This window comes from Schaalia sp. 19OD2882 (assembly GCF_018986735.1).
Taxonomy (GTDB): Bacteria; Actinomycetota; Actinomycetes; order Actinomycetales; family Actinomycetaceae; genus Pauljensenia.
The window spans coordinates 1,209,147-1,222,467 of the sequence record NZ_CP065521.1 but is presented as its reverse complement, the minus strand read 5'-3'; the positions used below and the strand labels follow the sequence as shown (position 1 = coordinate 1,222,467).

Annotated in this window: 13 protein-coding genes; 1 reads left to right on the top strand and 12 read right to left on the bottom strand. The window is 68.1% G+C overall.

Going from position 1 to position 13,321, the window contains the following annotated elements; translation table 11 throughout:
- Nucleotides 1-228: 228 nt before the first annotated feature.
- The 12 genes from I6B53_RS05425 to mltG all read right to left on the bottom strand — a co-directional run bounded on the left by I6B53_RS05425 (nt 229) and on the right by mltG (nt 12,298).
- Nucleotides 229-1,218, bottom strand: coding sequence for an SPFH domain-containing protein (locus I6B53_RS05425; RefSeq protein WP_216765203.1), 990 nt, complete (start codon nt 1,216-1,218; stop codon nt 229-231).
- Nucleotides 1,219-1,290: 72 nt separating this feature from the next.
- Nucleotides 1,291-1,530, bottom strand: a complete 240-nt coding sequence (locus I6B53_RS05420; RefSeq protein ID WP_216765202.1) for a hypothetical protein — start codon at nt 1,528-1,530, stop codon at nt 1,291-1,293.
- A gap of 238 nt (nt 1,531-1,768) precedes the next feature.
- On the bottom strand, nt 1,769-3,211 hold the full coding sequence (gene pyk, locus I6B53_RS05415; RefSeq protein WP_216765201.1) for a pyruvate kinase: 1,443 nt from the start codon (nt 3,209-3,211) through the stop codon (nt 1,769-1,771).
- An 83-nt stretch (nt 3,212-3,294) separates the two neighbouring features.
- Nucleotides 3,295-4,374 (bottom strand): prolipoprotein diacylglyceryl transferase, encoded by a 1,080-nt coding sequence (gene lgt / locus I6B53_RS05410; protein WP_216765200.1) that lies wholly within the window; start codon nt 4,372-4,374, stop codon nt 3,295-3,297.
- A gap of 8 nt (nt 4,375-4,382) precedes the next feature.
- Nucleotides 4,383-5,189: a tryptophan synthase subunit alpha gene (gene trpA / locus I6B53_RS05405; protein ID WP_216765199.1), complete on the bottom strand. Its 807-nt coding sequence runs from the start codon at nt 5,187-5,189 to the stop codon at nt 4,383-4,385.
- A complete protein-coding gene (gene trpB / locus I6B53_RS05400; protein ID WP_216765198.1) occupies nt 5,186-6,475 on the bottom strand; it encodes a tryptophan synthase subunit beta in 1,290 nt (429 codons plus the stop codon). Before trpB ends, trpA begins: the two co-directional genes overlap by 4 nt.
- Before the next feature lie 2 nt (nt 6,476-6,477).
- Nucleotides 6,478-7,323: an indole-3-glycerol phosphate synthase TrpC gene (gene trpC, locus I6B53_RS05395; protein ID WP_216765197.1), complete on the bottom strand. Its 846-nt coding sequence runs from the start codon at nt 7,321-7,323 to the stop codon at nt 6,478-6,480.
- Nucleotides 7,324-7,413: 90 nt separating this feature from the next.
- Nucleotides 7,414-8,979 (bottom strand): chorismate-binding protein, encoded by a 1,566-nt coding sequence (locus tag I6B53_RS05390; protein ID WP_253953986.1) that lies wholly within the window; start codon nt 8,977-8,979, stop codon nt 7,414-7,416.
- The gene (gene hisI, locus I6B53_RS05385) at nt 8,976-9,341 is read right to left on the bottom strand and encodes a phosphoribosyl-AMP cyclohydrolase (RefSeq protein ID WP_216765195.1); all 366 of its coding nucleotides are present in this window, start codon (nt 9,339-9,341) and stop codon (nt 8,976-8,978) included. The genes I6B53_RS05390 and hisI overlap by 4 nt, the downstream gene beginning before the upstream one ends.
- Before the next feature lie 55 nt (nt 9,342-9,396).
- Nucleotides 9,397-10,098 carry a prepilin peptidase gene (locus I6B53_RS05380; RefSeq protein ID WP_367880400.1) on the bottom strand — a complete coding sequence of 234 codons (702 nt, stop codon included), beginning with the start codon at nt 10,096-10,098 and terminating at the stop codon, nt 9,397-9,399.
- Complete coding sequence (locus I6B53_RS05375) at nt 10,092-10,931, bottom strand: shikimate dehydrogenase (RefSeq protein WP_216765194.1); 840 nt, start codon at nt 10,929-10,931, stop codon at nt 10,092-10,094. The genes I6B53_RS05380 and I6B53_RS05375 overlap by 7 nt, the downstream gene beginning before the upstream one ends.
- Entirely contained in the window at nt 10,931-12,298 is a 1,368-nt protein-coding gene (gene mltG, locus I6B53_RS05370; RefSeq protein WP_253953985.1) for an endolytic transglycosylase MltG, read from the bottom strand. Before mltG ends, I6B53_RS05375 begins: the two co-directional genes overlap by 1 nt.
- Nucleotides 12,299-12,353: 55 nt before the next feature.
- Between mltG and I6B53_RS05365 the strand changes: the two genes are divergently transcribed.
- A complete protein-coding gene (locus I6B53_RS05365; protein WP_216765193.1) occupies nt 12,354-13,187 on the top strand; it encodes a hypothetical protein in 834 nt (277 codons plus the stop codon).
- The last annotated feature ends 134 nt before the right edge of the window (nt 13,188-13,321 follow it).

Here is a 13,321-nt window from a genome sequence, read left to right as displayed (position 1 = left end):
CCCTCCTTCGGCGTGTCGCATCCTGCGCTGACACTGTCACCGCAGGTTCGAGCACCTGGTCGGCGAAGCACGGGCCCGTGAGCGCTTGCCCCGCCGGCGTGTTCCACCCGGTGACGCCGGCCGGCAGTGTCGGAACCCGCGACCTCGTTTGAAGGCGTGCGGCGCGACTTCACTTCGATGCCCACGCCATCGGCGCAGTGGACGCCGTCGGCTGCCGTGCGCCCAGTCTCACTCCGCCGGGACGTTGACCAGCGGGGCTGAGCCCTCGGGCACGACGATCGTCTTCCCGGTCTTCTCAATGGCCTCGATCCATCGTGCACGCAACACCTCGGGGGTCAATGACTTGGCGATCGTCGCATTCGCATCGGCTTCGGCCTGGGCCTCGATGCGCCGGGCGTCCGCGGCGGCGGTTGCTTCGACGACCTTTTGCTGTGCTTCGACCTGCTTTGCCGCCAGATTCGCCTTCGCGGTCTCCTCGGCGGCCTTGGCGGTCTGAACCTGTTCGAGGGAGGACTCGACCTCGGGCGTGTACTTGATGTTCTGCAGGGCGACCGTGGTGACCTCGACACCGTAGCGCTTGAGACCCGCCTGGAGCTTCTTGAGCATCTCTTCCTGGGCTTCAATGGACTTGGCGCCACGGAAGTCGACCGCCGAGTACGACGAGGGCACCTTGCGCACGATCGACAACGCCTGCTTCGAGACGATCTGTTCGACGAAACGCTCCTGGGTGCGGTACTTGACGTACACATCCGCCACGGAGGTGCCAGTGAGGTTGTAGGTGATGGTGACGTCGAAGTTCGCAGCCGCTCCGCCCAGCACATATGCCGTGATCTGCTGGCCCTGGACGTTTCCACCCGTGTACGCGGGGCCGCCCTCGCTTCCTCCCGCGTAGTTGAGCGTCTGGGAGAAGGTGTCGAAGACGACTCGCGTCTCCCACGGGGCCTTCAAGGCCACGCCGGTGCCCTCATGCGTCCGGTTCACAGTGCCATCCCAATTGACCAGGACGGAGGCGGCACCCACCTGCTGGGTGTAGATGCTGGAGAATCCAAGGACACCCAGCGCCACGACGATCATCGCAGCGGCGGTCACCCGCAGCGTCGTGGCCGGTCGACGCTTCGACGAGTCCTCACCGGATGCGGGCAGACGCGACGCACGCACCAGCGCGACGCCGGCGAGGAGGACGAGAATGATCGAAAATGCGAGGGGAAGCACAACCATCTCCAGTGGGAACGAATGCTGACAGGGCCGTCCCGACAATCTTGTCAGGACGGCCCTGTTCTCGCATGTCGGTCAGGCGACGCTGACCAGCTCCAACCCGAGGAATCGGGCTGCGGCCTCGCGCCGCTCGGGGCTGGAGAGCCCGTCGATGGCCTCGGCCACCTCACGAGACCCGCTCCAGTCGGCGAACCACGGGCGAACGGCTTCAGCGAGCACATCCACGCGCAGGTTGTTCGCCTGGCGGTCGCGCACCAGGTCCCGCACGTTGACGGTCTCCGGCGGGGAGATCACAGTGTTCAGTTCCTTCATCATCTTCTCTTCTTCCTCTTCCGAACTCCGCCGCAGGTATGTACGCGAGTCGTACAGGCAACCCGGGCGAAGGGGGTCCAAGGTGGTGGGAATGCGCCGCCTCGTAGGGGCAGCGCCTCATCCACGACATCATCGCGGTGGATGACGGTCAAGTCTCACACGACATCGATGATTTCGCAACAGATGTGCGTAAACACACGAAGGCGGCACTCCACGGAGTGCCGCCCCACATGTGACGATCTCAGGCCTGGGAACCGCCGATCGAGTAGTCCAACTCGTCTCCCACTTTGTGGACCCGGATCGAGTTCGACGAACCTGCGGTTCCCGGCGGCATGCCGGCCACGATGACCAGCTCGTCACCGAACTCGGCCAGGTGTGCGGACTGGGCGACTTGGTCGACCTGCCAGACCATGTCATCGGTGTGCCGCACCTCCGGCACACGATAGGTCTGCACACCCCATGTGAGGGCCAGGCGGCGGCGGGTCGACTCCAGGGGCGTGAAGGCGAGCATCGGGATGGGGCTGCGAAGGCGCGCCATGCGGCGGGCCGAGGATCCGGTCTGGGTGAAGGTGACGACATATCGCGCGTCGAGACGCTCGGCCAAGGCACCTGCCGCCTGGCAGATGAGCGCCGGACGGTCCACGGCGAAGGCTCCGAGCGGCGCGATCCGTTCCCCGCCGAGTTCCTCGGTGGACTCGATGATCTTGGCGACCGTGCGCACTGCCTCGATCGGGTAGGCACCCACGGAGGTCTCACCGGAGAGCATGACGGCGTCCGCACCGTCCAGGATGGCGTTGGCGCAGTCGGAAGCCTCGGCGCGGGTGGGTCGAGGATTCTTGATCATCGTCTCCATGACCTGGGTGGCCACGATGACGGGCTTGGAGGCGAGCCGGGCAAGCTCGATCGCACGCTTTTGGACCAAGGGCACGCGCTCCAGGGGCATCTCGACGCCCAGGTCACCGCGGGCCACCATGATGCCGCCGAAGGCGTCGACGATCTCGGAGAGCGCCTCCACGGCCTGCGGCTTCTCGATCTTGGCAATGACCGGGCAGCGCCTGCCGCACTCGTCCATGACCTCGTGCACGTCCTCGATGTCCTTCGCATTGCGCACGAAGGACAGGGCGATGAAGTCGGCGCCGACGTCCATCGCCCACCGCAGGTCCTCACGGTCCTTGTCGGAAAGAGCGGGCACGGACACCGCCACGCCGGGCAGGTTGAGGCCCTTGTGGTCGGAGACCGTTCCGCCGACCTCCACCCGGGTGACCACGTCGGTGTCGCTGACCTCCACTACGCGGACCTGGACGTTGCCGTCGTCGATGAGCAGTCGGTCTCCGGGGGCGCAGTCGCCGGGCAGGCCCTTGAAGGTCGTTCCGACGAGGTCCTTGGTTCCCGGGACGTCACGGGTGGTGATGGTGAAGGTTTCCCCGACCTCGAGCACCTGGGGCCCCTCGGCGAAGGTCTCCAGCCGGATCTTCGGTCCCTGGAGATCCACGAGGATGGCCACCGCCCGACCTGAGGTGGCAGAAGCGCGTCGAACTCTTTCGATCATCACCTCGTGTTCGGCGGCGGTTCCGTGGGAGCGGTTGATCCGGGCGACGTCCATGCCCGCGTCGACAAGGGCCTGGATCTGTTCCGGGGAGCTCGTCGCTGGCCCGATGGTGCATACAATCTTTGCTCGGCGCATGGCGTCAGTCTACAGGTGCCTACGCTCCCTGCACCTCTCACTTCCTGCCGTTGGAGGCGCCTCGAAGTGACCTGTGAAGTGCTTCACCGACCTTCGGGGATGATCTTCTCCTTCGACTCCTCGGCGGACCCGTCCTGGTCACCCACTCCCCCGGGCTCATCCGGCACACAGGCTCCACCCTCGGCCATCTGCCCATGCCCGCCGACGGGCTCATCCTCCTCCAGGGGCCCACCGACCTTCGCACCATCGGCCTCGTCCTCGTCGGCCTCGTCCCCCTCGGCGGCTTCCTCGTCGGTGGCAGTGGAGGACAGGTCCGACCGCTCCTCGGCAAGCACCTCACGAGGCGCCCCGAAGGCACCCAAGTACCATGTGAGCACCACCCCGACCGCGAAGATCCCCAGTGCCGCCCACGCATTGGCGCGCAGCCCGAAGAAAACGTAGGCCTCGTCCAGACGAATGTTCTCGATGAAGAAGCGCCCCAAGGGGTAGACCACCAGGTACAGGGCGAAGAGTTGCCCCGACTTCGTCCGGAAACGCTTCTCCACCCACAGCAGCACGCAGATCATCGCGACGTTCCACAGCGACTCGTAGAGGAAGGTCGGATGGAACAGGGTCCCGGAGGGGTAGCCGGCAGGCAGGTGGGCGTCGTCGATCTCCAGGCCCCAGGGAAGGGTTGTCGGGCCTCCGAAGAGCTCCTGGTTGAACCAGTTTCCCCAGCGGCCCATCGCTTGGGCGAGCAGCAGGGCAGGGGCCACGGAGTCCGCCACCGGCCCCATGCGTGCCCCCGCACGTCGAAGAGCGATCCACACGCCCAGCGCACCGCCGGTGACGGCACCCATGATGGCGATGCCCCCCTCCCACACGTACAGGGCGTGGATCGGGTCCAGCCCAGGCCCGAAGTAGTCCTGGAGGTGGGTGAGCACATGCCAGATGCGCGCTCCGACGATGCCGAAGGGGATCGCCCACAGTGCGGCGTCGACCAGGACGTCGGGATTGCCTCCGCGCGCCCTGTAGCGACGCGAGGCCCACCACACGCCGATGACCATGCCGACCATGATGATGATGCCGTAGGCGCGGATCGGGACAGGGCCGAGCCACCAGACTCCCTGCGAAGGTGAGGGGATCGAGGCGGGCAGGACGGAGGTGAGCAGGTCGGAAGTCATGGACTCCATCATGCACGCGATCCGCGCACACCGCTGACGAGGTCGGCGGCCACCGCCTCCAGACGCCGCAGGCCACGGTCCAGATCCGACTCGAAGAGGGTGCGCACAAGGGCGGAGCCGACAATGACCCCGTCCGCGTAGGATCCGATTTCACGGGCCTGCTGTCCCGTCGACACGCCCAGCCCCACGCACACCCGCTGGGCGCCCGCCTGGCGGGTGCGGGCCACGAGTTCACGCACATTGGTGTCCACGCTGGCGCGGGCACCCGTGACTCCCATCGTCGAGGCCGCATACACCCAACCGCGCGAGTGGGCGCTGATGAGTTCGAGGCGGCGTCCGGGCGAGGAGGGAGCCACGAGGTACACGCATTCGAGGTCGTGCCTGGCGGCTGCGGCCTCCCACTGGGCGCCCTCTTCCGGCGGCAGGTCGGGAGTGATGAGGCCCGCTCCGCCGACCTCGGCGAAGTCGGCCGCGAAGCGTTCCACGCCGTACCATTCGACGGGGTTCCAGTAGGTCATCACCAGTGTCGCCACCCCGTGGTCGGTGAGTTCTCCCACCGCCCGCAAGAGGTCCTCGAGGTGGGTGCCGCGTTCGAGGGCGGCGGTGGTGGCCTTCTGGATGGTCGGTCCGTCCATACCTGGATCCGAGTAGGGGAAGCCCAGCTCGATGGCGTCCACACCTGCGTCGGCCAGGACCTTGCCGGCCCTGATGGAGGCGTCCACGTCGGGAAAGCCGACGGGAAGGTAGGCGATGAGTGCACTGTCGCCCCTGGCCAGGGCGGCGTCGATGGCTGCGCCGCTGGAACGTCCGGTCACCGTGACCCCTCCTCGACGACTGCCACTCCGGCGGGTCCAGCACTCGGGTCGATCACCTGGACACGTGCACGCCCCAGGTCGAACCACTTCGATGCCGTGTCCACGTCCTTGTCGCCGCGCCCCGACAGGCACACGAGCACGATCGGTTCCTCCCCGGCCGCCCATGGCCCGTGTCCGGCAGCCTTGTCGCGCGCCCAGCGCCTGACCCCGGCCAAGGCGTGCGCCGATTCGATGGCGGGGATGATTCCTTCCGTTCGCGACAGGCGCAGGAAAGCGTCCATGGCCTCCACGTCCGGGACGGGTACGTAGGAGGCGCGCCCGGTGCTCGCCAACCACGCGTGCTCGGGCCCCACACCCGGGTAGTCCAGGCCCGCGGAGATCGAGTGGGAGGCCCTGGTCTGTCCGTCCCGGTCCTGCAGGACGTAGGTGCGGGCACCGTGCAGGACACCGACCTGGTCGGCGGAAATCGAGGAGGCGTGACGTCCCGTCTCGAATCCGTCCCCTCCGGCCTCGCATCCGAGGATCTCGACGCCCTCGTCCTCGATGAACGCCGTGAAGGTGCCAATCGCGTTCGACCCTCCGCCGATGCACGCGCACACGAGGTCCGGCAGCCGACCCACGCGCTCGAGCAGCTCGGCCCTGGCCTCGTCACCGATGACCCGTTGCAGGTCACGCACGAGCGTCGGAAAGGGGTGCGGGCCCGCCGCAGTGCCGAAGACGTAATTCGTCGTCTCCACATTCGTCACCCAGTCACGGAAGGCCTCGTTGATGGCGTCCTTGAGGGTCTGGGAGCCCTGGGTGACGGCAATGACCTCGGCTCCGAGCATCTGCATGCGGGCGACGTTCAGGGCCTGACGCCGGGTGTCTTCGCGTCCCATGTACACGGTGCACTCCAGTCCGAGCAGGGCTGCCGCCGTGGCCGTGGCCACCCCGTGCTGTCCGGCGCCGGTCTCGGCGATGACGCGGGTCTTGCCCAGCTCCTTGGTCAGCAGCGCCTGACCGAGGACGTTGTTGATCTTGTGCGAGCCCGTGTGGTTGAGATCCTCCCTCTTGAGGAAGATCCGCACCCCGCCCAGGTCCTCGGCGAAACGCGGAACCTCCGTCAGAAGTGACGGACGTCCCGCATACCCGGTGAGCAGTGCGTCCAGGCGCGAGCGGAACCCAGGGTCGCATCTGAGTCGATCCCACGCCTTGTCGATCTCCTCCAAGGGTCCCATGAGGGACTCTGCGACGAAGCGTCCGCCGAAGCGTCCGAAGTAGGGCCCCTCGGCCCCGGCCTCCACCATGCTCAATCCTCCCGTCGCGCGGCACGCACTCGTGCCTTGCGGTCCGTGGACAGGGCCGGATGTTGTCCGGCGCTGACCATGTCCGCCACCGCCTCTGCAGGTCGTCCCGCCTTGACCAGGGCTTCTCCGACCAGGACGGCGTCAGCACCGACCTTGGCGTACTCGAAGACGTCGTGGGGGCCACGCACGCCGGACTCGGCGACTGCGACCACATCGGTCGGGATGACGTCGATCACCTGGTCGATGACGCCCCGGTCCACGTCGAGGGTCTTGAGGTTACGGGCATTGACCCCGATGAAGCGTGCTCCCGCGTCCAGGGCACGCAGCGCCTCCAGACGCGAGTGGGTCTCCACCAGGGCGGTCATGCCCAGGGAGTGGACTCGCTCGAGCAGCGAGACCAAGGCGTTCTGGTCCAGTGCGGCGACGATCAGCAGGACGAGGTCGGCCCCGTGGGCCCGCGCCTCATGCACCTGGTAGGGGGTGACGATGAAGTCCTTGCGCAGGACGGGCACGTCGACCCGTGCACGCACCGCGTCCAGGTCCGCCAGTGAGCCGCCGAAACGACGGTGCTCGGTGAGCACGGAGATGGCGGTTGCTCCCCCGGCCTCGTACATGGCGGCAAGGCTGGCGGGGTCCGGGATGTCGGCCAAGGCGCCCTTGGAGGGCGACCGGCGCTTGACCTCGGCGATGATCGAGACCGCACCCGGGTTCGCACGGAAGCTGGCCAGGGCATCGATCGCGTCCGGTGCCCTGCGGGCCCTCTCCTTGATCTGGTCCATTGGCACAGCGGCCTCCCGCACCTTCAGGTCTTCGAGAACCCCGGCAATGATCTGGTCAAGAACGCTCATGCACCGTTCCTTCCTGCGAGAGCAGTTCGCATGCTATCGCCACGTGACCTGTCCCACGAAAACGAGCCGTCATGCGGTCACCCGCGACATTCAGGCCTTTGCCAGGTCCACTGGTCCGAGCTGTGAGGCCGTGACGATGGCCCGGACCACGGCGGCCGCCTTGTTCCGGGCCTCCTCGTATTCGGTGGCAGGGACCGAGTCCGCCACCAGGCCCGCACCGGCCTGGACCGAGGCCACTGTTCCGGCCATGATTGCCGTGCGGATGGCGATGGCCAGGTCGGCGTCCCCGGCGAAGTCCACGTACCCGACCACCCCTCCGTACAAACCCCTGGCAGCCGGTTCCATCTCGTCGATCAGCCTGATCGCCCGAGGTTTGGGCGCCCCGGACAAGGTGCCGGCGGGGAAAGTCGCCACCAACGCGTCCAGGGCGTCCACGTCCTCGCGGAGTCTGCCGGTGACCGTTGAGGAGATGTGCTGGATGTGCGAGTAGCGCTTGATCTCCATCAAGGTGGCGACCTCGACAGTGGCGGGCTCGCACACCTTCGACAAGTCGTTGCGGGCAAGGTCGACCAGCATGACGTGCTCGGAGAGTTCCTTCGGGTCCTCCAGCAGCTCCGCCGCCAATTGTCGGTCCGAGGCGGCGTCGGCTCCACGTGGCCGGGAGCCCGCAATCGGATGGGTCCACACATCGCGCCCCTGCGTGCGCACAAGGGTCTCCGGTGACGAACCGACGACCTCGAAGGTCTGACCCTTCCCGTCCGGCAGACGCAGGTAGTACATGTAGGGCGAAGGGTTGACGGTGCGGAGCACACGGTAGACGTCCAGACCCCCCACATCCGTGGTCACGTCGGCGCGTTGGGAGAGCACCACCTGGAAGACCTCGCCGTCGCGAATCGCCTCCTTGGCGGCCACCACACTGGATTCGAAGTCCGCACGCGCCGTCCGGTGACGCACCTGCACAGGTGCGCTCTCGCGCGGGGACAGTCCCAGCACCGACGGGCTCAGGGGGCGCGCCAGGTCCCGGGTCATCGCGTCGAGGCGCTGGAGGGCCTGCGCGTGGGCCTCGTCCACGCCTTCATCGGATCCGTCCATGTTCAAAGCGGTGGCCACCAGCCACACGGACCCGTCCGAATGGTCGATGGCCGCCACATCCGTCGTCAGACACATCACCGCGTCAGGCAGGTCGTGTTCGCGCGGGGCGTGGGGGGTCAGTGTGGGCTCCCATTCGGGAATGATCCCCCACCCCAAAGCGCCGACGAGGGCGCCGGTCAGCGGCGGCAGTCCCGCAATGTGCTCGGTCCGCAGGGTGGAAAGGGCCCGGTGCAGCACATCCAGGACAGGGCCCTCCTCCAACGCACCGGACGGCACGGCTCCTTCCCAGCGGGCCCGCCCGCCCTCGGCGATGATCGCCCCCACCGAACGCACCCCGACGAAGGACCACCGTCCCCATGACCCGTCATGCTCGGCGGATTCGAGGATGAAGCTCCCTACGCGCCCGTCGGCCAACTGCCGGTGGACACCCACCGCGGAAACCTCGTCAGCCAGGACCCTGCGTACGACCGGCACGACCCTGCGGGTGCGCGCCAGTTCGCGGAACTCCTCCAGTGAGGGCCACACCTGTCCCCAGGCGGGCGTGTGTGACGCGGCGCCGCTCACTTCTCGGACCTCTCCCCCACCACGGCCTCCAAGGATCCGCCCTGGTCGAAACACGTTCGCGCCCCCGTGTGGCATGCCGCTCCCACCTGGTCGACCTCGACCAGCAGGGCGTCTCCGTCGCAGTCGATGCGTACGGACTTGACCCACTGGGAGTGGCCCGAAGTGTCGCCTTTGCGCCAGTACTCCTGACGGGAGCGCGACCAGAAGGTGACGCGGCCGCTGGTGAGGGTCCGGTGCAACGCCTCATCGTCCATCCATCCGACCATGAGGACTTCACGGGTGTCCCACTGCTGGATGACGGCGGCCACAAGGCCGTTGGGGTCGCGTTTGAGACGACATGCAATTCCAGGTGACAGACTCACCGGCCCATCGTCGCACCTGCGCCGCAGCCCCCGCCCACGGGTCCGAAGGGCGGGCTCACAGCCAGTCCGGGACCACACCCCACAGCATGTGCGCAGCCAAGGCCCCACCGATGAGCCAAGGGCCCATGGGGATGCGCGACTCGGTGCCCGCCGACCCCACGACGATGGTCCACAGGGCGGCAAGGCCCGCCGCGACGAAGGACAGGACCAGTCCGCCCAGCGCGGCGTCCACACCCACCACGCCGACCAACCCGCCCAGGACCGGCGCGAGCTTCACGTCTCCGCGCCCGAGGCCCCCGGGGAGCCGGTGCACGATGTACAGGGGCACGAACCACACCATGGCACCGATGGCGGCACGCACCAGCGTCCAGCCCGGCGACGAGTTCATGGCTGCGGCAAGCACCAGCCCGGAAAGCACCCCCAGTCCCATCATCCGCGTGTAGGCGTCGGGCAGACGGTGCGTCCTGGCGTCGACGATCGCCTGGAGGATGCCGATCATCGCGACTGTGACCACTGCAGGTGATGCGGGACGCTGCTGCGCGACGAGGACCACGAGGAATCCGGGGATGACGACCAACCACCACAGGAAGGTGCGCCGCATGGGGGTCAGGCCGGCTTCGATGAGGTAGCGCCGCTGGATGCGCCAGCCGACCCTCCACGTCCACCAGCCCACCACCATCCACGTGACGAAACCGGCGAGCAACTCGGTCTCGTCACGGGCGTTGAGGTGGGCGCGGATGATGTCGAGGATCAGCACGTCGGGCCGACCGCCTCGTCCAACGACTCCCGCATCACCGTAGGGTCGGCGTCGCGGCCGGTCATGAGTTTGACCTGCATGAGCGCCTGGTGGGTGAGCATGTCGAGCCCGTGGGAGAAGGCCCCGCCGTGGCTCTTCCACGCGCGCAGCAACGCCGTTTCGCGTGGCGAGTAGACGACGTCGAGGAGCACCTGGGTGGGGCGGGGCCGCACCCGGGCCGCCAGCGGGTCGCACACGTGCGCAGGCACGGTGGACACGACGACATCGGCCCTGTCGATGGCTGCCACGACGCCGTCGACGTCCATGAAGGACACGGGGGTGAATTCGAGGCCCAGGCGCGTGGCCGCGGCCACGACCGAATCCGGTCCGCCGAAGCGCCGCGCCGCCACCGTCAGGTCGTGAATGCCCATTCCTCCCAGGGCTGCCAAGGCCGAAGAGGCGGTGGCTCCTGCTCCGATGACGAGTGCCCTTTGCGGGGGCGCACCGGAGCGCACCGACACCGCCTCCAGGCTCCGTTGGATTCCCGCGACATCCGTGTTGAAGCCGGTGAGCACCCCCGCGGTGGGGATGACGGTGTTCACGGCGCCGACTGCCTGGGCCAAGGGGTCGACGGCGTCAAGCAGCGGGATGACCGCCTGCTTGCACGGCATCGTCACGGACAGACCCCGACACTCCTGGTCCAAGCAGGACAGCAGGTGGCCGACCTGCGACTGTTCGCAGGTGATCCTCCTGTAGGTCCAACCGTCGAGTCCCAGGCTGCGCCACGCCGCCGTGTGCAGGACCGGCGAGAGCGAGTGGTCGATCGGCGAGCCGATGACCGCGGCCCACGGCATCAGCACTTCCCCGACTGGGCGGCACAGTAGGTTTCGAGCTTCTTCGTGTTCTCCGCCTGCTCGGCAACTGTCGTCGCGAAAAGCGTTTCACCCGTGTCGAGGTTGACGGTGACGAAGTAGAGCCACGTGCCGTCGGCGGGTTTGAGGGTCGCCTCGATGGCGCTGCGGTTCGGTTGGGCGATCGGTGAGGGCGGCAGCCCCGCATGCAGGTAGGTGTTGTACGGGTTGTCGTTGGCCAGGTCCTCGGCAGTGGGAATACCGCCGCTCTTGCCGACGCCGTACAGGACCGTCGAATCCATCTGCAGCTTCCCGAGGGTTTCGCCTTGCGGGCTGGCCAGACGGTTCTCGATGACCCGCGCGACCTTGGGCAGGTACTGGTCGATGTTGACCTCGCGTTCCAAGATGCTCGCCTTGGTCAGGACGGTCTCCCTCTGGGCGGCGGGCACCTTGAGTTCGTCCAAGGTCTGGATCGTCGCGGCGATCATCTCCTGGAAGATCGTTTCGGGCGTGTCCGCCTTCTCGACCTCGTAGGTGCCGGGGGCAAGCCATCCTTCGACCTTGCCCTTGGCCTCTGCGGGAAGCCCCAGCGCGGTGGGATTGGACAAGGCCTTGTCCAGGTCCTCCTTGGAGAACTCGGTGACCTGGCTCATCCTCTCCACGACCTGCGCAACCGTCTCACCGGGGTTGACGGTCACGGTGTTGTCCGTGCGTCGAGCCGGGTCCAGCAGCGCGGCAATGGCGTCGGAGGCGCTCATCTGTTTCATGAGGGAGTAGGTGCCTGGCCGGATCGACTGGGCGGCCTTGTTGGCTTCCCAAGCGCGCGTGAAGGCGGCCACCGATTTCACGACTCCGGCGTCGACGAGCTTTTGTCCGATGTCCGCTCCGGATTCGCCCTGGCTGACGACCACGGACACCTGTCCGCTGCCCGGTCCGGTGAAATCGTCCGCCTCTTGCACACTCGTCTGGTCCTTCAAGACGAAACGCATGGCGTACCAGCCCGCTCCGGCAACCAGTCCCAGGACGAGGAGCAGGACGAAGAAGGCACGCACTCTGCGCCACCTGCGACGCCGACGCGCCTCCCGGCGCTCGTGCTCCAGTCGGCGTGAGCGCATTCCCGTCGACTCGTCCTCCTCGGAGGCCGCTGCCAGCGGAGCGACGACGTCGAAGACATCGGGCTCGGCCGGGGCTTCCCCCGCATCAGTCCCACCACGGTTGACGCCGGGCTCCTCGCTTGGTGGCGCCACGGTGACCAGGTCCACCGTGGGTGGCGGCGTCGTGGCGCGAGGCTGGGAGCGTCTCCCGGTCGTGCCGGGGAAGAGCTCGTCATTGACCTCGTCGGTGTGGTGACGAGGACGCCTGGGCGGCATGGGCTTGGTCTCCCCGAGACCGGAGGCCCACGCGGCAGGGGTCTGGAATGCCCCAGTGGTCGCTTCGGTCGCGTTGGTGTCCCCGGTGCTCGAGGCCCCCGTGGGCCGCCAACGTCGCCCCGAGGACCCCGAAGGCGTGGGTGAAGCGGTGTCGGACGGGTCGGGGGCGAAGGCCTTCACCTCGGGCGCTTCACCCCTTGAGGTCGAGGAGGTGCCCGGGGTGACGGGCCGGGGAATCGTCGTCGACGAGGTCGTCAGCGGGTCCAGGTCCGAGATGGAGGCCGAGGGCGCGCTCGATGCGCGCGACGACGGCTGCGTCGAGGAGGACGAGGGCACCGTCCAAGGCGTCGACCTCGCAGGTCGAGAAATGGGCGAGGTCGACAAGGGTGTGGACCCGGCTGCTGGTGACGCGGCCGGAGAGGGGGTGGCGGAGGCGATCGGAGTCGACCCGGTGGTCACTGGCGATGAGGTGCGAGGCGGTCCGACAGGCGTGGATCCGCTCGTCCTGGGCAGTGTGGTGCGAGGCGGCACGACCGGGGTGGCCCCCGTCGAAGAAGTCGGGGTGCGCCGGGGAACGGCCGGAGTCGACCCGGTGGTCACCGATGGTGTCGTGGGCGAAAGCGCTGCGGGCGGTGTGGCGGTGCTGCGCGCCGAGCGGGTGGGCGGAACCGGCGTCGCTGGCGGGGGGCTTCCGGCGGAGGGCCCGGTGCTGGAAGGGGAGGGGACACGGGCGTCCAGACCCGTGTCGCCCCTGGGCTGGTCGCTTCGAGCAGCGGCATTGCGGGCCGCGCGCGAAGGCAGCCGCGTCTCCGATTCGGGCGCCCGCGCGTGGCGACCAGCGCGGCGGGTGGGCACGACTGGAGGCGTCGATGCCGCAGGTCGAACCTGAGTGGTCGGTGCCTCGCGCACCGGTGGCGTGGCCGCGCCGGCGGTTCGCGGCCCGGTACCCGTTGTCCCTGCGGAGGGCGCCGAGGCGTCCGAAGGCGGGATGACCGGCAGCTGGCCGGTCTCTCGCAGGAACTC